This is a genomic window from Brevundimonas sp. NPDC046655, from assembly GCF_044901625.1.
GTDB lineage: Bacteria > Pseudomonadota > Alphaproteobacteria > Caulobacterales > Caulobacteraceae > Brevundimonas.
The window spans coordinates 378,584-398,902 of record NZ_JBJDPV010000002.1; the positions used below are offsets into that span (position 1 = coordinate 378,584).

At 67.5% G+C, this 20,319-nt stretch carries 21 protein-coding genes; 18 read left to right on the plus strand and 3 right to left on the minus strand.

The window, feature by feature from the left end; genetic code table 11:
• Positions 1-38 precede the first annotated feature (38 nt).
• From fliF to ACI2KI_RS09665, 13 genes are all read left to right on the plus strand, one after another.
• Positions 39-1,676, plus strand: coding sequence for a flagellar basal-body MS-ring/collar protein FliF (gene fliF, locus ACI2KI_RS09605; protein WP_404619568.1), 1,638 nt, complete (start codon positions 39-41; stop codon positions 1,674-1,676).
• Positions 1,676-2,710 carry a flagellar motor switch protein FliG gene (gene fliG / locus ACI2KI_RS09610; RefSeq protein ID WP_404619570.1) on the plus strand — a complete coding sequence of 345 codons (1,035 nt, stop codon included), beginning with the start codon at positions 1,676-1,678 and terminating at the stop codon, positions 2,708-2,710. Before fliF ends, fliG begins: the two co-directional genes overlap by 1 nt.
• Before the next feature lies 1 nt (position 2,711).
• Positions 2,712-3,368 carry a flagellar assembly protein FlbE gene (locus tag ACI2KI_RS09615; protein WP_404619572.1) on the plus strand — a complete coding sequence of 219 codons (657 nt, stop codon included), beginning with the start codon at positions 2,712-2,714 and terminating at the stop codon, positions 3,366-3,368.
• Positions 3,368-3,700 (plus strand): flagellar motor switch protein FliN, encoded by a 333-nt coding sequence (gene fliN / locus ACI2KI_RS09620; RefSeq protein WP_292083895.1) that lies wholly within the window; start codon positions 3,368-3,370, stop codon positions 3,698-3,700. Before ACI2KI_RS09615 ends, fliN begins: the two co-directional genes overlap by 1 nt.
• A gap of 41 nt (positions 3,701-3,741) precedes the next feature.
• Complete coding sequence (locus ACI2KI_RS09625; protein ID WP_404619574.1) at positions 3,742-5,154, plus strand: sigma-54 interaction domain-containing protein; 1,413 nt, start codon at positions 3,742-3,744, stop codon at positions 5,152-5,154.
• Positions 5,155-5,158: 4 nt separating this feature from the next.
• On the plus strand, positions 5,159-6,028 hold the full coding sequence (bla, locus tag ACI2KI_RS09630) for a class A beta-lactamase (protein ID WP_404619576.1): 870 nt from the start codon (positions 5,159-5,161) through the stop codon (positions 6,026-6,028).
• Positions 6,029-6,075: 47 nt separating this feature from the next.
• Entirely contained in the window at positions 6,076-8,181 is a 2,106-nt protein-coding gene (gene flhA / locus ACI2KI_RS09635; RefSeq protein WP_390182852.1) for a flagellar biosynthesis protein FlhA, read from the plus strand.
• 55 nt (positions 8,182-8,236) lie between these two features.
• Positions 8,237-9,769 carry a CHASE3 domain-containing protein gene (locus tag ACI2KI_RS09640; RefSeq protein WP_390182853.1) on the plus strand — a complete coding sequence of 511 codons (1,533 nt, stop codon included), beginning with the start codon at positions 8,237-8,239 and terminating at the stop codon, positions 9,767-9,769.
• The gene (locus ACI2KI_RS09645) at positions 9,766-10,188 is read left to right on the plus strand and encodes a response regulator (RefSeq protein ID WP_313472021.1); all 423 of its coding nucleotides are present in this window, start codon (positions 9,766-9,768) and stop codon (positions 10,186-10,188) included. Before ACI2KI_RS09640 ends, ACI2KI_RS09645 begins: the two co-directional genes overlap by 4 nt.
• A gap of 14 nt (positions 10,189-10,202) precedes the next feature.
• The gene (locus ACI2KI_RS09650; RefSeq protein ID WP_390182854.1) at positions 10,203-11,234 is read left to right on the plus strand and encodes a sensor histidine kinase; all 1,032 of its coding nucleotides are present in this window, start codon (positions 10,203-10,205) and stop codon (positions 11,232-11,234) included.
• A 39-nt stretch (positions 11,235-11,273) separates the two neighbouring features.
• On the plus strand, positions 11,274-11,729 hold the full coding sequence (locus ACI2KI_RS09655) for an NUDIX domain-containing protein (RefSeq protein ID WP_313102658.1): 456 nt from the start codon (positions 11,274-11,276) through the stop codon (positions 11,727-11,729).
• 66 nt (positions 11,730-11,795) lie between these two features.
• Positions 11,796-11,978 (plus strand): CsbD family protein, encoded by a 183-nt coding sequence (locus ACI2KI_RS09660; protein ID WP_313102659.1) that lies wholly within the window; start codon positions 11,796-11,798, stop codon positions 11,976-11,978.
• Between the two features lie 203 nt (positions 11,979-12,181).
• Positions 12,182-13,447 (plus strand): hypothetical protein, encoded by a 1,266-nt coding sequence (locus ACI2KI_RS09665; RefSeq protein ID WP_404619578.1) that lies wholly within the window; start codon positions 12,182-12,184, stop codon positions 13,445-13,447.
• 27 nt (positions 13,448-13,474) lie between these two features.
• On the opposite strand, the gene ACI2KI_RS09670 is transcribed toward ACI2KI_RS09665, so the two are convergent.
• From ACI2KI_RS09670 to ACI2KI_RS09680, 3 genes are read right to left on the minus strand one after another with little or no spacing between them, the layout of a single operon-like run.
• Complete coding sequence (locus ACI2KI_RS09670; RefSeq protein ID WP_404619580.1) at positions 13,475-13,978, minus strand: hypothetical protein; 504 nt, start codon at positions 13,976-13,978, stop codon at positions 13,475-13,477.
• A gap of 38 nt (positions 13,979-14,016) precedes the next feature.
• Entirely contained in the window at positions 14,017-15,195 is a 1,179-nt protein-coding gene (locus ACI2KI_RS09675; protein ID WP_404619582.1) for a VWA domain-containing protein, read from the minus strand.
• A gap of 20 nt (positions 15,196-15,215) precedes the next feature.
• Positions 15,216-15,755, minus strand: coding sequence for a GNAT family N-acetyltransferase (locus ACI2KI_RS09680; RefSeq protein ID WP_404619584.1), 540 nt, complete (start codon positions 15,753-15,755; stop codon positions 15,216-15,218).
• A gap of 209 nt (positions 15,756-15,964) precedes the next feature.
• Between ACI2KI_RS09680 and ACI2KI_RS09685 the strand changes: the two genes are divergently transcribed.
• From ACI2KI_RS09685 to dxs, 5 genes are all read left to right on the plus strand, one after another.
• Positions 15,965-16,603 (plus strand): histidine phosphatase family protein, encoded by a 639-nt coding sequence (locus tag ACI2KI_RS09685; protein WP_313472014.1) that lies wholly within the window; start codon positions 15,965-15,967, stop codon positions 16,601-16,603.
• 217 nt (positions 16,604-16,820) lie between these two features.
• Entirely contained in the window at positions 16,821-17,078 is a 258-nt protein-coding gene (locus ACI2KI_RS09690; RefSeq protein WP_105563889.1) for an exodeoxyribonuclease VII small subunit, read from the plus strand.
• Positions 17,078-17,434, plus strand: a complete 357-nt coding sequence (locus ACI2KI_RS09695) for a tRNA-binding protein (protein ID WP_404619586.1) — start codon at positions 17,078-17,080, stop codon at positions 17,432-17,434. The genes ACI2KI_RS09690 and ACI2KI_RS09695 overlap by 1 nt, the downstream gene beginning before the upstream one ends.
• A 2-nt stretch (positions 17,435-17,436) precedes the next feature.
• Positions 17,437-18,342 (plus strand): polyprenyl synthetase family protein, encoded by a 906-nt coding sequence (locus tag ACI2KI_RS09700; RefSeq protein WP_390182875.1) that lies wholly within the window; start codon positions 17,437-17,439, stop codon positions 18,340-18,342.
• A gap of 65 nt (positions 18,343-18,407) precedes the next feature.
• Positions 18,408-20,318, plus strand: coding sequence for a 1-deoxy-D-xylulose-5-phosphate synthase (gene dxs / locus ACI2KI_RS09705; RefSeq protein WP_404619588.1), 1,911 nt, complete (start codon positions 18,408-18,410; stop codon positions 20,316-20,318).
• Position 20,319 lies beyond the last annotated feature (1 nt).

Below are 20,319 nucleotides of genomic sequence, written 5' to 3' on the forward strand. Positions count from 1 at the left end.
GGGATCAGTTCATCCCGTTAGTGGATGGGCGGGGACGCGTGGGCGGCTTCACGGCGGCGTTGCAGAAGTTCGGTATCGGCCGTCTGGCCGCAGTGCTCGGCGTCGCCGCCGGCGTGGCTGCGGTGCTGGTCGCCGTCATGCTGCGTGTGGGCCAGGCGCCGGACGCCTTGCTCTATTCCAACCTCGACCTGCGCGAAGCCTCCGAGATCAGCGCCGCCCTGGATCAGGCGGGCATCAAGTACAGCTCCAAGGGCGACGGCTCGACCATCTTCGTCAGCCGTGACGAGGTCGGTACGGCGCGCCTGATGCTGGCGGGCAAGGGGCTCGTGACCTCGGGCAGCGTCGGCTACGAGATCTTCGACAACCAGTCGGTTCTGGGCCAGACCGAGTTCCAGCAAAACCTGAACGAGCAGCGCGCCCTGCAAGGCGAGCTGTCGCGCACCATCATGTCTATGCGCGGCATCACCTCGGCCCGCGTTCACATCACCATGCCGCGCCGCGAGATGTTCCAGGCCGCCGCCACCGACCCCACCGCGGCCGTGGTCGTCGGCGTCGGCGGTCGCGACCTCAGCGCCGACCAGGTCCGCGCCATCCGCAACGTCGTCGCCTCCTCGGTGCCGAACTTGAAGCCGGACAAGGTCACGGTGACGGATCAGTCCAACCGCACGCTCGCAGCCGGTTCTGAAGACACCGGCTTCACCTCGGCCAACGCCGAGGCGGCCAAGGCCACGACCGAGGCCCAGCTCCAGACCCGCATCAAGGATATCGTCGAGGGCGTGGTCGGCGCCGGCGCGGCCCGCGTCCAGGTGACGGCCGACATCGACCACAGCCGCTCGACCACCCAGGAACAGAAGTTCGATCCCGACGGTCAGGTCGTCCGCTCGACCTCGACCAATGGCTCCCAGTCGCAGGACACGACGGGTCAGGCCGACGGCGGCGTCACCGCCACCAACAACATCCCCGGCGGTCAGGCCCCGAACACGACGCCGATCGGCTCGACCAACTCGGAAAACACCGAGACGACCAACTACGAGATCTCCAACACCACGACGACGACGGTGAAGGAGCCTGGCGAGGTCAAGAAGCTGTCGGTCTCGGTCGCCGTGGACGGTAAGTACACCCCCGCCGCCGATGGCAAGGGCGAGCCGACCTACGCCCCGCGCACCGCCGAGGAAGTTCAGCAGATCAAGACCCTGGTCGCCGCCGCCGTGGGCATCGATGAGACGCGGGGCGACAAGATCGAGGTGGTCAACGTCCGCTTCAACCGCGAACCCTCGGCGGCGCCGGGCGCGGACGAAGGCTCGTCGATGTTCAACTTCGACAAGAACGACATCATGCGCGGCGTCGAGCTGCTGGTCCTGCTGGTGACCGGGCTGCTGCTGATCTTCTTCGTCGTGCGTCCGCTGCTGAAGACGGCCACCGGCGGCGCCGGTGCGCCCGCCCTGGTCGGCGCCGACGGCGTTCCCGTGACCCCGCTGGACGCCCAGATCGTCGGCGGCGTCCTGCCGGGCCAGCCCCAGATGCTGGCGGGGCCGACCGACATGGAGCAGCGGCTCGACATCGCCCGCATCGAGGGCCAGGTGAAGGCCTCCTCGATCAAGAAGGTCGCGGACTTCGTCGACTCCCACCCGGAGGAATCCACCGCCATCCTTCGTTCCTGGGTGCATGAAAGCTAATGACCCGTCTCGTGAGCAAAAAGGGTCCGATCGACGACATCCGCAAACTGACGGGGCCTGAGAAGGCGGCCGTCGTCCTGCTGTCTCTGGGCGAAGAGCACACCATCCTCTGGCAGCAGCTGGACGAGGAGGAGATCAAGGAGGTCTCCCAGGCCATGGCCGGTCTCGGCACCGTGGCCGCCCAGGTGGTAGAGGAAGTCCTGGTCGAGTTCGTCTCGGGCATCGGCGGCGCCGGCGCCCTGATGGGCAGCTACGAGCAGACCCAGCGCCTGCTGGCCTCCTTCATGCCGGGCGACCGCGTGGACGCCCTGATGGAGGAAATCCGCGGCCCGGCCGGGCGGACCATGTGGGACAAGCTCGGCAATGTGAACGAGGCCGTCCTCGCCAACTATCTGAAGAACGAATACCCGCAGACGGTCGCCGTCATCCTGTCCAAGGTGAAGCCCGACCACGCCTCGCGCGTGCTGACGGCCCTGCCTGAAGATTTCGCCCTGGAATGCGTCCAGCGGATGCTGCGCATGGAGCCGGTGCAGCGCGACATCCTGGACAAGATCGAGCAGACCCTGCGCACCGAGTTCATGTCCAACCTGGCCCGCACCTCCAAGCGCGACAGCCACGAACTGATGGCCGACATCTTCAACAGCTTCGACCGCCAGACCGAGGCCCGCTTCATCGGCGCCCTGGAGGAACGCAGCCGCGACTCGGCCGAGCGCATCCGCTCGCTGATGTTCGTCTTTGAGGACCTGTCGAAGCTGGATCCCGGCGGCGTGCAGACCCTGCTGCGGGCGGTCGAGAAGGACCAACTGGGCCTGGCGCTGAAGGGGGCTTCGGATTCCCTGCGCGAAATGTTCTTCTCCAACATGTCCGAGCGCGCCTCGAAGATCATGCGGGAGGACATGGAGTCGATGGGCCCTGTCCGCCTCAAGGACGTCGACGCCGCCCAGATGACCATGGTCCAGGTGGCCAAGGACCTGGCCGCGCGCGGCGACATCATGCTGGCCGGCCAGGGCGCTGACGACGAGTTGATCTACTGACATGACCGGCATCCCCTCCACCGCGCGCCCCTTCATCTTCGACACCGAGTTCGACGCCTCGGGCGACGTCGTGCGTCCCTCGGCCTGGCAGCCGGTCAAGCGATCCTTCGCCCCCGCAGAGGTCGACGCCCTGATCGCTCAGGCGCGACTGGAGGCCCGTCAGCAGGCTCTTGCCGAGGTCGAGGCCCTGCGCGCCGACGCCCTGTCGACCCTGGCCCAGCAGGCGGCTCATGCCGCCGGCGCCCTCAGCACCATCGCCGAGGCCCATCGTCGCCAGTCGGCCGAGCTGGCGGTCGCCGCTGCTCGCGTCCTGGCCTCCGCCGCCTTCGACCGTTTCCCGCGCCGCCCGCTGGAAGCCGCCATCGAGCAGCTGGCTCAGGAGATCGACGCCTCGCCGCGCCTTCTGGTGCGGGCCGCCGGTCTGGACGAGACGACCCGCGCCCACATCGAGGCCCTGTGCGCCGACGCCGGTTTCACCGGTCTGATGGCCTTCCGCGAGGATGTCGGCGCGCCCGCCGCCGCCTTCGCCCTGGAATGGGCCGACGGCCGCGCCGAGTTCGATCCCGAGGGCGTCGCCGCCCGCGTTTCCGCCGCGCTGGAGGCCGCGCTCGCGGCCGAGGCCGGCCATGCTGAATCCCTCGACAGGAGCGCCTTCTGATGGCCACCGACGATCTCTCGCTGGAAGAGTTCGGCGACTCCACCGCCCTGACCCTCGCCGACGAGGGGGGGGACAAGTCCGCCGCCGACCTGGCCACCGTCTTCGACGTGCCGGTCAACATCTCCGCCGTCCTGGGCAAGGCCCATATGTCGGTCGCCCAGCTGTTGAAGCTGAACCGCGGCAGCGTGCTGGAGCTGGACCGCAAGGTCGGCGAGGCCATCGACATCTTCGTCAACAACCGCCTGGTCGCCCGCGGGGAGGTCGTCGTCGTCGAGGACCGTCTGGGCGTGACCATGACGGAAATCATCAAGACCGAGGATTCTGGCGCCTGATCGGCCGCCGGATCCTGATGTAGATTTAGAGGAGAAGACCCATGCGGCTTCTGGTGGTTGGCAGGCTCAGCGGACAGCTGGCGACGGCGGTGAAGATGGCCATGGCGCACGGCGCCAAGGTGCAGCACGTCGAGCGCGCCGATCAGGCGACCGAGCAACTGCGGCGCGGGCAGGGGGCCGACCTGATGATGGTCGACTACCGCATCGACATCGCCGCCCTGATCGCCGCCAACGACGCCGAGCGCATCCACGTCCCGGTCGTGGCCTGCGGCGTGGACGCCGACGCTCGTGAAGCCGCCGACGCCATCCGCGCCGGGGCCAAGGAGTTCATTCCCCTGCCGCCCGAGGCGGACCTGATCGCCGCCGTCCTGTCCGCCGTGGCCGACGACGAGCGCCCGATGATCTCGGCCGATCCGGCCATGAAGGCCGTCATCAGCCTGGCCGACCAGGTGGCGCGTTCGGAAGCCTCCATTCTGATCACCGGTGAAAGCGGTGTCGGTAAGGAGGTGATGGCCCGTCACCTGCACACAGGGTCCAAGCGCGCTGACAAACCCTTCATCAGCGTGAACTGCGCCGCCATTCCCGACAACCTGCTGGAATCCGAGCTGTTCGGCCACGAGAAGGGCGCCTTCACCGGCGCCGTGGCCCGCCGCATCGGCAAGTTCGAGGAGGCCGACGGCGGCACCCTGCTGCTGGACGAAATCAGCGAGATGGACGCCCGCCTGCAGGCCAAGCTGCTGCGCGCCATTCAGGAGCGGGTCATCGACCGGGTCGGCGGCTCCAAGCCCGTGCCGGTCAACATCCGCATCATCGCCACCTCGAACCGCGATCTGGCCAAGGCCGTGGCCGAGGGGACCTTCCGCGAAGACCTGCTGTACCGCCTGAACGTGGTGAACCTGCGCCTGCCGTCCTTGCGCGAGCGTCCGGGCGACATCGCCGTCCTGTGCGACCACTTCATCCGCAAGTACGCCGCCGCCAACGGCGTGCCGCCGCGCCCGATTTCGGTCGAGGCCCGCCGCGCCCTCGTGGGCCACCGCTGGCCCGGCAACGTGCGTGAGCTGGAAAACGCCATGCACCGCGCCGTTCTGCTGGCGACGGGGGCCGAGATCGACGTCGACGCCATCCGCCTGCCGGACGGCCGTCCTCTGCTGGAAGGCGGCGCGGCGGCCCCGTCGCCCATCGCCTCGACCTATGACGCCGGCGTCGCCGGTCATGCGGCCCAGATGGCCGACGCCATGACCCGCAGCTTCGTCGGTCAGACCGTGGCCGAGATGGAAAAGACCCTGATCCTCGACACCCTGAACCACTGCCTGGGCAACCGCACCCATGCGGCGACCATCCTGGGCATCTCGATCCGCACCCTGCGCAACAAGCTGAACGAATACGCAGACGAGGGCACGGCCATCCCGGCGCCCCAGTCGGGCGTCGCGGCCGCCTACGGCGCGGCGGGCTAGGGCCATGCGGGCCGACCGCCGGACGATTCTGCTGGGCGCCGGGGCGCTTGGCCTGACGGCGGGGTGCGCCGCCGAAGTCCCGTCCAAGGTCGATCAGGCGCTGGACCTTTCAGGGCTGGAGGCTCGACACGGCGGGCGCCTCGGCTTCGTCTTGCAAGGGCCGCACGGCCGTCTGCTGTGGCGCGCTGACGAACGCTTCACCTATTGCTCGACCTTCAAGCTGTTCCTGGCGGCGGCCACCCTGCAACGCGTGGCGCGGGGCGAGGAGCGGCTGGATCGCGCCATCCCGATCACCGCCGCCGACATGATCAGTCACGCTCCGGTGACGGAACCGGCGGTCGGCTCCAGCCTGACCATTCAGAAGCTGTGCGAGGCGGCTGTGACGGTCAGCGACAATCCGGCCGCCAACATCCTGATCCGCGAGATGGGCGGTCTGGACGCCTGGCGGATGTGGTATCGCGCGATAGGCGATCAGGTCACGCGGGTCGATCGCTGGGAGCCGCAACTCAATATCGTCGGTGACGATATGGACACGACGACGCCGGCGCAGGCGGCGCATAATCTAGCTTGGCTGATTCCCGAGATGGTCGAAGCGGCGGGGCCACCTCGTCTGATGGCGTGGCTGACTGCGACCAAGACGGGCGCCGAGCGGATAAAGGCCGCTGCGCCGGCGGGTTGGCACGTGATGCATAAGACAGGGACAGGCGGTTCTGGCCCTACAAACGACATCGGTTATCTCCGGCCGCCAGGTGGAGCTGATCCGATGCCCATCGCCGTCTATTACGAGGCGACGTCGGAATCGACGCCGGAACAACGGGACGCCGTCATCGCCGACGCCACCCGTCTGGCGCTCAAGGCGCTGGGGCATGGCTGAGACCGCGCGAATCCTGTCATCAGGCGGGATGACCTTCGTCCGCCGCCATGGCTGATGCGCCGATCCTGATGAAGGACGGCTACGCGCGCCCCACCGGGCGCGACGCGCTCGGCTGGCTGCTGCGCGGCGACGTGGGGCTGGCGGTTGGCGTGATCGCGGTCATCATGCTGCTGATCCTGCCGATCCCGAAGATGCTTCTGGATCTGCTGCTGGCCATCTCGCTGGTGTCCAGCGTGCTGATCCTGATGACGGCCGTGATGATGAAGCGGCCGCTGGACTTCGCCATCTTCCCCACGGTCCTGCTGGTCTCGACCCTGTTCCGTCTGGGGCTCAACCTGGCCTCGACGCGCCTGATCCTGACACACGGCCAGGAAGGCCACGACAGCGCCGGTCAGGTCATCAACGCCTTCGGCGAACTGATGATGGGCGGCAACTTCATCATCGGGGTGATCATCTTCGCCATCATCCTGGTGGTGAACTTCGTCGTCATCACCAAGGGATCGACCCGCATCGCCGAGGTCTCGGCCCGCTTCACCCTGGACTCCATGCCGGGCAAGCAGATGGCCATCGACGCCGACCTGTCGTCGGGCCTGATCACCGAGGACCAGGCCAAGCTGCGCCGCAAGGAGCTGGAGCAGGAATCCACCTTCTTCGGGGCCATGGACGGTGCGTCCAAGTTCGTGCGCGGCGACGCCGTGGCGGGCCTGATCATCACCTTCATCAACGCCATCGGCGGCCTGCTGATCGGGGTGACGCAGCACGGCATGCCGGTGGGCGAGGCGGCCAACACCTATGTCCAGCTGACGGTCGGCGACGGTCTGGTGACCCAGATTCCGGCGATCATCGTTTCGGTCGCCGCCGGCTTCCTGGTGTCGAAGGCGGGCGTGGAGGGCTCGGCGGACAAGGCCCTGGTCAGCCAGCTGGCCAGCAACCCGGTGTCGCTGGGCGTGGTGTCCGGCGCGGCGGGCCTGATCGGCCTGATCCCCGGCATGCCGCTGATCCCCTTCGCCGCCCTGGCTCTGGGCTCGGGCTTCATGGCGTGGAAGCTGGGCCGTGATCGGCTGAAGCCCGCCCCGGTCGAGGGGGCCGTGGACCTGGGCAAGCCCAAGGAGGACGTCGAGGAGCCGATCTCGACCGCCCTGACCATCGACGAGGTCAAGATCGAGCTGGGCTACGCCCTGCTGTCGCTGATCAACGACCTGGAAGGCCGCCGCCTGACCGATCAGATCCGCGCCCTGCGCCGTTCGCTGGCCCAGGAATACGGCTTCGTCATGCCCAGCGTGCGCATTCTCGACAACATGCGCCTGCCCAATCAGGGCTACGCCATCCGCATCAAGGAGATGGAGGCCGGGGCCGGCGAGGTGCGCCTGTCGTCGCTGATGGCCATGGACCCGGCTGGCCGTCAGGTCGAGCTGCCGGGCGAGCATACGCGCGAGCCCGCCTTTGGCCTGCCCGCCACCTGGATCGACGAGAGCCTGCGCGAAGAGGCTACGTTCCGTGGCTACACCCTGGTCGATCCCTCGACGGTGCTGACCACGCACCTGACCGAGATCCTCAAGGAGAACATGGCCGAGCTTTTGTCCTACGCCGAGGTGCAGAAGCTGCTCAACGAACTGAACGGCGAAGAGAAGAAGCTGGTCGAGGAACTGATCCCGACCGTCGTCACCGTCACCACCCTGCAGCGCGTGCTGCAGAGCCTACTGCGCGAAAAGGTCTCCATCCGCGACCTGCCGGCCATCCTCGAAGGTCTGGCCGAAGCCGCGCCCCACACCACCAGCGTCACCACCCTGGTCGAGCACGTCCGCACCCGCCTGGCGCGTCAGCTGTGCTGGGCCAACCGCGGCGACGACGGCGCCCTGCCCATCGTCACCCTGTCGCCCGACTGGGAGCAGGCCTTCGCCGAGAGCTTGATCGGCCCCGGCGAGGACAAGCAACTGGCCATGGCCCCCAGCCGCCTGCAGGACTTCATCCGCAACGTCCGCGACGTCTTCGAGCGCGCCGCCATGGCGGGCGAGAACCCGGTCCTGCTGACCGGCCCCCAGGTCCGCCCCTACGTCCGTTCGATCATCGAGCGCTTCCGCGGCCAGACGGTCGTGATGAGCCAGAACGAGGTTCATCCGAAGGCCCGTCTGCGGACCGTCGGCTCGGTCTGATCAGGATCGAGGTTAACGACTGGACTCAAGGGGTTCGGGCGATAAGCTGGCCCTTATGAAACGCATCCGGCCGGCCCTTCGGACCTTTGGCGCCTTCCTGCGCACGCCGACCCTCAGTCGTTCGATCATCGCCCTGCTGGCCCTGGCCATCCTGCTGCTGCTGGCGGTAAACGCGGCCACCTTCGTGATGATCCGGCGGACGTCGGCCTATAATGACACGGTCGATCACAGCCAGCAGGTGCGTCTGGCCTCCAAGGACGTGCTCAGCCTTCTGGCCGACGCCGAGACGGGACAGCGCGGCTTCATGCTGACGGCCCGGGCTGAGTATCTGGGCGTCCACAATCGCGCCGTGGCCGAGCTTCCCGCTGTGCTGGCGCGGCTGGAGGACCTGATCGGCGACGACGAGGAGTTGAAGCCCCGCATCGCGCGGGTCGAGACCCTCTATCACCAGCGCATGACCCTGATGGACCATACCATCGCCCTGACCCGCACGGGTCGGATCGGCGAGGCGGTGTCCCAGATCCGCAGCGGCCAGGGCAAGGCCCTGATGGACGCCATGCGAGTCGAGCTGACCGCCATCGACGCGGTCGAGGCCCGGCGTCTGGTCGAGCGCACCCGTCAGTCCGAGCGCGCCTCGGCTGTGACGGTGTCGGTCAACGCCCTGGCCGCTTTGCTGATCCTGATCCTGGCCGGGATCAGCGTCTGGCTGGTGCGGCGGTATGTCGAGGAGATCGAGAGCGCCCGCATGGAGCTGGATCGGCTCAACGCCGGTCTGGAAAACCAGGTCCGCGACCGCACCGCCGAACTGACCCGCGCCAACGAGGAAATCCAGCGCTTCGCCTATATCGTCAGTCATGACCTGCGCGCGCCCCTGGTCAACGTCATGGGCTACACCTCCGAGCTGGAGCAGGTCGGCAAGATCTTCGACCATCAACTGACCACCCTGGCCCAGCGCCATCCCGAGGATATCGAGCCCGAGGCCATCCGCGCCGTGCGCGAGGATGTGCCCGAGGCGGTCGGCTTCATCCGCGCCTCGACCGCCAAGATGGACGGCCTGATCAACGCCATCCTGAAGCTGTCGCGCGAAGGCCGCCGGGCCCTGGTCCCTGAGGTTCTGCCGATGACGGCCGTGGTCCAGTCCATCGCCGACAGCCTGCACCATCAAGTCGCGGAGAGCGGGGGCGAGATCATCGTGCGCGACCTGCCGCCGCTGGAGAGCGACCGTTTGTCGATTGAGCAGATCTTCGGCAACCTGCTGGACAACGCGGTCAAGTACAGGCAGCCGGATCGGCCGGTCCGCATCGTCGTCGAGGGCGACATGACCGACGACGGCCGCGTCCACTACCGCATCACGGACAACGGACGGGGCGTCTCGGCGCGCGACCATGAACGAATCTTCGAACTGTTCCGTCGGGCCGGAAAGCAGGACCAGCCGGGCGAGGGTCTGGGCCTGGCCTTCGTGCGCAATAGCGTGCGCCGCCTCGGCGGGATCATGGAGCTGGAGTCCGAGCTGGGACAAGGCTCGACATTCCATTTGAAATTCCCCACACGCTTGATCGTGTCGGGGGATGCAGGAGACCGTCTATGAGCCACTCGGTGAAGATCGTCATGGTCGAGGACGACCACGGCCACGCCAAGCTCATCGAAAAAAACATCCGCCGCGCCAATATCGCCAATGACATCGTTCACTTCGATCACGGCGACGCGGCGCTGGACTATCTGTTCAGCGATGAAGTGCGCGCTCACGGTCCGCTGCTGATCCTGCTGGATCTCAACCTGCCGGACATGTCGGGCACCGACATTCTGGAGAAGGTGAAGTCGGACGAACGTCTGCGCCGCGCGCCCGTCGTCATCCTGACCACGACCGACGACAAGATCGAAATCCAGCGCTGCTACGACCTGGGCTGCAACGTCTACATCACCAAGCCGGTCGATTACGAAGCCTTCGCCGGCGCCATCCAGCAGTTGGGCCTCTTCCTGTCCGTCATGCAGGCGCCCGAGGTTTGAGCGAGGCGAGCGACATGGGGGCCGCCATCCGCCTGCTCTACATCGACGACGACCGCGGCCTTTCGCGGCTGGTCCAGAAAGAGCTCGGCCGCCACGGCTATGAGGTGACCTGTGCGCCCGACGCCGACGCGGGCTATGAGGCCCTGCAGGCGGGCGAGTTCGACGTCTGCGCCCTGGACCACTACATGCCGGGCCGCGAGGGGCTGGACGTCCTGCCCGACATCCTGGCTCTGCCCAGCCCCCCGCCGGTGGTCTATGTCACGGGCGCCCAGGACGGGCGGATCGCCGTGGCCGCCCTGCGCGCCGGCGCTGCCGACTATGTCATCAAGGACGTGTCCGAGGACTTCACCGCCCTGCTGCGCTCGGCGGTCGAGGACGCCCTGCTGCGCCGCCGTCTGGAGCGCGAGAACGAAGCCGCCCAGGAAGAGGTCCGCCTGGCCCGCGACCGCGCCGAGGCCATGCTGCGCGAGGTCAATCACCGCGTCGGCAACTCCCTGCAACTGGTGTCCAGCTTCATCTCCCTGCAACTGCGCCAGCTGGCCGACGAGGGGGCCCGCTCGGCCCTGCGCGAGGCCCAGGTGCGGATCGAGGCCGTGGCCCATGTCCACCGCCGTCTCTATACCTCCTCGGACATGGCCACGGTGGCCATGGACGAATACCTGACCGGCCTGGTCGAGGAACTGGGCAAGTCGGTTGGCCCGAGCGAGACCTCGCCGCACCTGACCCTGCGCGCCGAGCCGATGCGGGTGACGACGGATCAGGCTGTGTCGCTGGGTGTCATCGTCACCGAACTGGTCACGAACGCCGTCAAATACGCCTATGCGCCTGGCGAGGGCGGCGAGATCCGTGTGGTGCTGGAAGCCGCCGCCGATGGGCGGGCCATCCTGACCGTTGAGGACGACGGCCCCGGCTTGGGCGATGGAACCCCCAAGGGAACTGGTCTGGGCGGCAAGATCGTCTCGGCCATGGCCGGCGGCCTGCGCTCGGCGGTTGAATTCGACGCCGATCACCCCGGCGTTCGGGCGAAGCTGGTCTTCGATCTTTAGGTCTATCGCTGGGACTTCGGCGCGCGTTAGTCTGCCTTGATGAAGCTTCAGTTTGGAACGGCCCGTCCCGGCCTCGATTACCTCCACCGCGCCGCGACCTTCGGTCTGGTCGAACGAGACGGCAAGCTGGCCTGCGTGCGCGTGGATCGCGGCGAGGGCAGCTATTTCGACCTGCCCGGCGGCGCTGTCGACGGCGAGGAAAGCGAACAGCAAGCCCTGGTGCGCGAGTTCGCCGAGGAGACCGGGCTGATCGTCGAACCCGAGGACCGCCTGACCGAGGCCGCCCAGTATTTCCGCAAGACGGACGGCTCGCCGGTCAACAACGCCGGCGGCTTCTGGACCGTGCGGATCACCGGCTTCGACGCCTCGACCCAGTGCGAGCCCGATCACGAACTGGTCTGGCTGGACCCGCTGGACGCCGTCTCCCGTCTGCGCCACGAAGCCCACGCCTGGGCCGTGGTGAAATGGTTGCGGTCACGAATTCAGGGAACCTGAACCAACGGGAACGGTTGTTTCTGTTGAAGCGCCGTCAGTCCGGCGGCGTCAGCACAGAGAGTTCCCATGCCTGATCATGACCGTATCGAAGGCGCCGCCAAGAACATCGGCGGCAAGATCAAGGAAGCCGCCGGCAAGGTGACCGGCGACGAAAAGCTGAAAGCCGAGGGCCGCGCCGATCAGGTGGCCGGCAAGGTTCAGAACGCCGTCGGCGGCCTCAAGGACACCTTGCGCGACACGCGCAACTAACCGCTCCCGTTTGCACCGATCAGGCCGCCGTTCCCGAAAAGGAGCGGCGGCTTCTTCATGCGCTCAATCGCCGCCCATCCGGATGCGCAGGCCTCCTCGTGCCAGCATCGGTCGCGGCCGAAAACTTGAGGGCGCTTATTATTGCCAAGTTTACTGAACCCTCTAGGCTGACCGTCAGGTGAAGTGTCGGGAGAGGCCGCGCGATGGTGCCGCGTCGTACTGTGTTGCTGGCGGCCGCAGGTATGGGGCTCGCCTGTGGGGCGCCGGCGATCGCGCAGGAATCCCTGTCGAATAGTGATCGCTTCTACTCCGAGGGGCGATACCTGCCGACCTATCTGGACCTGAAGGCCAAGTCGGAAGCGGGGGATGAGGCGGCGCGCCAGATGCTGAGTCAGTTCGCGTCTTTTTTGGGCGACGAAGCCACAGCCGTGGGGACGATGGAACGTCCCCCGCATCCTTCGCTCGCTCGCCCCGATCTCGATGACGCCGCGGCGCGCGATGCGATTGAGGCCATTGTGGAGGCCGCGCGCGACACGCGCATCGTCATTCTCAACGAGGCGCACAATGTTTCGGGACACCGGGCCTTCGCCGCTCAGGTGATCCGGGCTCTGCGTCCGCTCGGCTATGATTGGTTCGCGGCCGAGACCTTCACCTCGCCGCAGCCCGAGCCCTATGTGCGGATCTCCAGCTACGCCGAGGGCGCGCCCTTCCTGGCGAGCTATGGCTACTACACCCACGATCCGGTCTTTGCCGAGACGGTGAGAGAGGCGGCGCGGCTCGGCTATCGTTTCGCGGACTATGAACAACGCTTCGATCAGAACGCGCCCGATGACGCTGACGGCGCATCGCGGATCGCCGCGCGGGAAGAGGCCCAGGCCGACAACCTGATCGAGAACATCCTGTCCAGCCACCCCGAGGCGCGCGTTTTTGTGTTTGTCGGCTACAGCCACGCCATGGAGAAGCCGGGCCGGGGCGGTACCTGGTTCGCCGCGCGTCTCAAGGCCAAGACCGGCATTGATCCGCTGACGATCGAGCAGTCGATGAATTGGCCGGCGATCACCCCCGAAAATGATGCGCCGCATGTGGCGGCGGTTCTCGACCGGTTCGCGCCCGAGAAGCCTATCGTGGTGTCCAGCGGAGCCGAGAGCGTGGCTTCGCCCGCCTATGTCGGCAAGATGGACCTGTCGGTCTTCCATCCCCGCGTGGCGCCCGTCGCGGGGCGCCCGGGCTGGCTGGCGGCGGACCCCGAACGCCGCCGCGTCGAGATTTCGGTGCCCCCGCTGGACGAACTGGTGCTTGTCCAGGCTCTGTCGCTGTCCGAGGGGACGGCAGGGCCCCCGTCGGACCATTATCTGCTGCCGCCGGGCGCGACAGAGGCGACGTTCTTCCTCCGCCCCGGTCGCTACTTCTTCCGGCAGGAGACGGTAGGGGGCATCCGGCCAGCCTTCGGCGTTCTGAGCGTCGACTAGCCGGCAGGCGACACGGTCCGCGAACCTTCAATCGCCGCCCAGGCGTATGCGTAGGCCGTCCTGCGCGCGCGCGTCTCCCGGCGCCGGGCGGCATTCGCTGTTGAAGGCTATGGCGCCGCTGGGCGTACGCTGGGGGCGGCTGTCGCAGACCTTTTCCTGGGGCGGCGGCGCGCCCAGGGCCGCCACCGGGCGTGGCCCGCACTGCATGGCGTAGCCGTTGACCGCGTTGCCGGGCGTGCAGTTCTCGAGGGCCTTGGACGGGCGCAGGCCGTCAGGAAGGCGGTCGCCCATGACGGCGGCCAGCGTCACCCGCACCCTGGCCTGGCAATGCTCCAGCGGCTCGTCCTTGCGGATGAAGGGGCTGCACTGCGACCGCTCCCAGCCATAGGGATCGGCCAGAGCGTGGGCGGGCAGGACGGGAACGGGCGCGGCGACGGCGACGGCTTCGACCGGAGCGGGCGGATCGTCCGACCAGACCACGCCGGGCGCGGCCTGTTGCAGAACCAGAGCGAAAAGCAGAGCCGTCGTCATCGCGTCCCTCCTTGATCGGGATCACCCGGACCAGACCTCTACCGTGTCAGCGCGCGCATGGCCTTGTCCAGCCCGTCCAGCGTCAGGGGATACATCCTCTGGTCCATGACCTCGCGTATCAGGCTGACCGACTGGGTGTAGCTCCAGTAGCGTTCGGTCACGGGGTTCAGCCAGACCGACTTGTCCCACTGCTGGCGAGCGCGTTTCAGCCAGACGGCGCCGGCCTCCTCGTTCCAGTGCTCGACCGAGCCGCCCGGCATACTCACTTCATACGGAGACATGGTGGCGTCGCCGACGAAGATGGCGCGCCAGTCGCCAGGGTATTTGTTCAGCACGTCCCAGGTCGGGATCTTTTCATTGTGACGCCGCCGGTTGTCCTTCCACACGCCTTCGTAGAGGCAGTTGTGGAAGTAGAAGAACTCCAGGTTCTTGAACTCGGTCTTCGCCGCCGAGAACAGCTCTTCGCACAGCTTGATATGCCCATCCATCGACCCGCCGATGTCGAGGAAGAGCAGGACCTTGATCGTGTTGCGCCGTTCCGGCCGCATCTGGATGTCCAGCCAGCCCTGGCGCGCCGTGCCGTCGATGGTGCCGTCCAGATCTAGCTCTTCGGCCGCGCCCTCGCGCGCGAACCGGCGCAGACGACGCAGGGCCACCTTGATGTTGCGGGTGCCCAGTTCGACCGTGTCGTCCAGGTTCCTGTATTCGCGCTTTTCCCAGACCTTGACCGCGCGGCCATGCTTGCCCGGTCCGCCGATACGCACGCCCTCTGGATTATAGCCGCCGTGACCAAAGGGGCTGGTGCCGCCGGTGCCGATCCAGCGGTTGCCGCCCTCATGCCGCCCCTTCTGCTCCTCCAGCCGCTGCTTCAGCGTCTCCATCAGCTTGTTGAACCCGCCGAGGGCCTCGATCTGGGCCTTCTCCTCGTCGGTCAGGAACTTCTCGGTCAGCAGCCGCAGCCAGTCCTCGGGAATGTCGGTGGTCAGGTCCTCGCCCGCGCCGACCGTCTCCAGCCCCTTGAACACCTTGGCGAAGACCTGATCGAACCGGTCATAGTGCTTCTCGTCCTTGACCAGCACCGCCCGCGACAGGTGGTAGAAGGCCTCGACGTCGCGCCCGGCCACATCCTTGTCCATGGCCTCCATCAGATGGAGCCATTCCTTCAGCGAAACCGGAACACGGGCTTCGCGCAGGGCGGTGAAGAAGGGCAGGAGCATGGGATCAGACTGAGCCGGGATCAGCCCCGCCGCAAGATGAACTCGTGGTCGTTCCAGGCCCCCACCGGATAGTCGTACTCGCCGGCCTTCTCGAAGCCGTAGGCGGCGTACAGCTTCTGGGCCTTTTCATTGCCACTCCAGACGCCGACCCACAGGGGGCCGTCGGTGTTGGCCTCCATCCATTCCAGAGCCAGTGTCAGCAGCCGGGTGCCCAGACCCAGGCCTTGCGCGTCGCGGCTGATGTAGAGGCGGCGCAGCTCGGCGTGGCCGGGCTGAGCGTCGGGATGGGGCAGGGTGTTGGGCCCGGTGTTGGCGAAGCCCAGGATCTCGCCGTCGCGGTCGGCCACCCACCAGGCGGCGCCGGGTTCGGTCAGCTTGGTTTGGATGGTCTCGACGCTGAAGCTCTTGTCGAGGAAGGCGGCCAGGTCGGCGGCGGGGTAGGGGATGCCAAAACCCTCGACGAAGGTGTCCACGAAGGTCTGTCGGCCCAGCGCGGCCAGGGCGGCGGCGTCGTCGGGTCGGGCGGGGCGGATCAGGGCTTCGGTCATGGTCTCGGCCATACCGCCGCGCGTCCCTGCGGTCGAGGCCGCACAGGCCGCTCGCGAGGCTGTCATCGCTTGGTGGTTGCAGGGGCGCGCGGCGAGAGCTACCACCATCTTCCAAGGGGCCGACGAAGCGCTGGCCCCGTCAACCGCAATCGGGGGGATTGAGGGGCGCCAAAGCCTTGATTTCAAAGGCTGCTCCCCGTGCTATGACGTCTCCCGCACTCATGACTCACACCGAATCCGCCGCATCGACGCCCAGTGAGGCGCCTCGCGCCGTCCAGGCGGCGCCGGCCTTCGGCGCCATCATTCTGGCTCGCCATGGCGAGCCGGCCCTGTCGCGCAAATGTCTGATCACCTCGGACGAATATCGTGACTGGTGGGGCCGCTACGAGGTCGGCGGTCTGCGCGCCGGCCAGACTCCGCCGCAGACCCTTCTGAGCGCCGCCGAGGGTGCGGGGGCCATCTACGCCTCTTCGCGCCGTCGCGCCCAGGAAACGGCCCAGGCCGTGGCCCGCGACCGCGAGGTTCTGGTCGACGCCCTGTTCATCGAGGCGCCCCTGCCGCCGCCGCACTTCCCCGCGTGGATCAGGCTGTCGCCGCGCTACTGGGGCGTGATCTCGCGTTTCTGGTGGCACGTCTTCAACCACCACGAAGGCCAGGAAACCCGCGCCGAGGCCGAGGTCCGCGCCGACCAGGCCGCCCGAATCCTGATCGCCCGCGCCGGCGAAGGTCAGGACGTTCTGGTCCTGGCCCACGGCTACTTCAACCACATGGTCGGCCAGCGCCTGAAGGTCCACGGCTGGCGTCTGGCCCACAACCAGGGCTTCAAATACTGGTCGCAACGCCGCTACGAGAAACGCTGATAGGCAAGGTCGCCGCATCGTGCGGAGATGCAGAGGTTCCTCTGGAGGGCTTTGATGTTCGGCGTGATTCCTGACCTCGTCATGATCACTGTCTTGGCTACTGTGGCCCTGTTGCTAGCGCGCGCCATATCTCGACGCGCGCAGAAGTAGCTTCTGGGCTGCCTCCACGCCTTTCATCGTTGATGCGCCGCGCGGGCGTCTCTAGGTTGCCCGCATCATGACCGACGCCTCCGCTTCCCCCGCCGTTTCCGCCGATCTCAGCTTCGAGGACGCCCTGTCGCGTCTGGAGGGCATCGTCTCGCGACTGGAGTCGGGCCAGGCTCCGCTGGAGGAGTCCATCGCCCTGTACGAAGAGGGCGCGCGCCTGAAGGCCCACTGCGAGGCCCGGCTCAAGGCCGCCCAGCTGCGGGTCGAGAAGATCGTCGTCGGCGCCGACGGCCAGGCCAAGGGCGTCGAACCCGCCGAGTTCGGCTGATGTCGGACGCCGACCTCGCGCCGCCCATCGGCTTCGATGACTTTCTGAAGGTTGATGTCCGCATCGGCCAGATCGTCAAGGCCGAGCCTTTTCCCGAGGCGCGCAAGCCCGCCTACAAGCTGACCATCGACTTCGGCCCCGCCATCGGGATCAAGAAGTCCTCGGCGCAGATCACCCATCACTACACCCTGGACCAGCTGCAGGACCGCAAGGTCGCCGCGGTGGTCAACTTTCCGCCGCGCCAGATCGGGCCGATGAAGTCCGAGGTGCTGACCCTGGGCTTCCCCGATGCCGAGGGCGAAGTCGTTCTGGTCGGCGTTGATCGCGACCTGCCGCTGGGCGGGAGGCTGTTTTGACCATGCTCGCCGCCAATTCCCCGGAACAGGCCGTCATCGACCGGGTGGCCGAGATCGCCGATCTGGTCACCGTCGCCCTCGACGAGCTCCTGCCCCGCGCCGACGGCCCGGAGTCGCGTCTGACCGAAGCCATGCGTTACGCCGCGCTGGGCCCCGGCAAGCGTCTGCGCCCCTTCTTCGCCATTGAGGCGGGCCGGATGCTGGAGGTCGATGAACAGGCCGTTCTGCGCGCCGCCTGCGCCCTGGAATGCGTCCACGCCTATTCCCTGGTGCATGACGATCTGCCGGCCATGGACGACGACGACGTGCGTCGCGGCCGTCCGACCTTGCACATCGCCTATGACGAAGCCACCGCCATCCTGGCCGGCGACGCGCTCCAGACCGCCGCCTTCGACATCATCCTGGACGAGGACACCCACGACGACGCAGGCGTGCGCTGCGAACTGGCGCGGCGCCTGTCCTTTGCGTCCGGCGCACGCGGCATGGCCGGCGGCCAGATGATCGACCTGCTGGGCGTCCGCGACGACCTCGGCGGCGTCGCCCGGATGCAGCGTCTGAAGACCGGCGCCCTGTTCGCCTACGCCTTCGAGATCCCGCTGATCATCTCGCGCGGCAGCGAAGACGCCTGGCACGCCCTGACGAGCTTCGCCCACGACGTGGGTCTGGCCTATCAGATCATCGACGATGTTCTGGACGCGGAGGGTTCGGCCGAGGAGATGGGCAAGGCCGCCGGCGGCAAGGACGCGGCCCTCGGCAAGACCAATTTCGTCACCCTGCTGGGCGTCGAGGCGGCGCGACAGAGGGTCGCGCACCTGGCCGATCAGGCCCGCTCGCACCTTGACCTGTTCGGCCACGAGGCCGAAATCCTCAAGGCCAGCGTGGACTTTGTGCTTAAACGCCGGTCCTGATAGGAAACGCGCCCGCCTCCTGCGGGTTAGAATATGACGTCCTGCGTCAAAGGCCTCCGATACCCATGCCCCACACCCCGCTTCTCGACACCGTCAAGTTTCCCGCCGACACGCGGGGCTTGGACGTTCACCAGCTGAAGCAGCTGGCGGACGAGGTGCGGGCCGAGACCATCGACGCGGTCTCGGTCACCGGCGGCCACCTGGGCTCGGCGCTGGGCGTGGTCGAGCTGACCGTGGCCCTGCACCATGTGTTCGAGACGCCGAAGGACATCCTGATCTGGGACGTCGGCCATCAGTGCTATCCGCACAAGATCCTGACCGGGCGACGCGACCGCATCCGCACCCTGCGTCAGGGCGGCGGCCTGTCAGGCTTCACCAAGCGTTCGGAAAGCGAATACGACCCCTTCGGCGCGGCCCACGCCTCGACCTCGATCAGCGCGGCGCTCGGCTTTGCCGCCGCCCGCGACGCCAAGGGCGAGAAGAACCGCGTCGTGGCCGTCATCGGCGACGGCTCCATGTCGGCGGGCATGGCCTATGAGGCGATGAACAACGCCGCCGAGGCCACCCACGGCCAGCTGATGGTGGTGCTGAACGACAACGACATGTCGATCGCCCCGCCCGTCGGCGGCATGAGCGCCTATCTGGCCAAGCAGGTCTCGGGCGGCGCCTATCAGAACATCCGTAAGGTCGGGAAGAAGTTCGTTGACCACATGCCGCGCCCCTTCCGCGACGCGGCGCGCAAGGCCGAGGAATACGCCCGCGGTATGATCGTCGGCGGCACCTTCTTCGAGGAGCTGGGCTTCTACTACATCGGGCCGATCGACGGTCACGACATGGAAAATCTGGTCCCCATCCTGAAGAACGCGGCCGCCATCACCGACCGTCCGGTGCTGGTCCACGTCGTGACGCAAAAGGGCAAGGGCTACGCCCCGGCCGAGAACAGCGCCGACAAGTATCACGGCGTGGTCAAGTTCGACGTGGTCTCGGGCAAGCAGGCCAAGGCCGTCTCCAACGCCCCCAGCTACACCAAGGTTTTCGGCACAGAGCTGATCAAGCACGCCCGCAACGACCCCAGCATCGTGGCCATCACCGCCGCCATGCCGACGGGCACGGGTCTGGACCTGTTCGGTCAGGCCTTCCCTGACCGCACCTTTGATGTCGGCATCGCCGAGCAGCACGCCGTCACCTTCGCCGCCGGTCTGGCCGCGGACGGGATCAAGCCGGTCTGCGCCATCTATTCGACCTTCCTTCAGCGCGGCTACGACCAGGTCGTCCACGATGTGGCCATCCAGTCCCTGCCGGTGCGCTTCGCCATGGACCGCGCCGGTCTGGTCGGCGCCGACGGCGCGACCCACGCGGGCAGCTTCGACATCGGCTTCATGGGGGCACTGCCCGGCATGGTGCTGATGGCCGCCGCCGACGAGGCGGAACTGGCCGCCATGATCTCGACCTCCCTGGCCATCGACGACCGCCCCAGCGCCTTCCGCTATCCGCGCGGCGACGGCGTCGGCGTGGAAATCCCCGAACTGGCCGCCCCGCTGGAGATCGGCAAGGGCCGCATCGTCCGCGAAGGCGCCTCGGTCGCCATTCTGTCGCTGGGCACCCGCCTGCAGGAATCGCTGAAGGCCGCCGACCTGCTGGCCGCGCGCGGCGTCTCGGCCACGGTCGCCGACGCCCGCTTCGCCAAGCCGCTGGACGCCGACATGATCCTGCGTCTGGCGCGCGAGCATGAATGCCTGATCACAGTGGAAGAGGGCGCCATGGGCGGCTTCGGCGCCTTCGTCCTGCAACTGCTGGCCGAGAAGGGCGCGCTGGACGGCGGTCTGAAGATCCGCACCCTGACCCTGCCCGACGTCTTCCAGGACCAGGACAAGCCCGAGATCATGTACGCTCAGGCCGGCCTCGACGCCGACCACATCGCGGCGACGGCGCTGACCGCCCTCGGCGTCGACGCCAGCCGGGCTGTTCGGGCGTAAT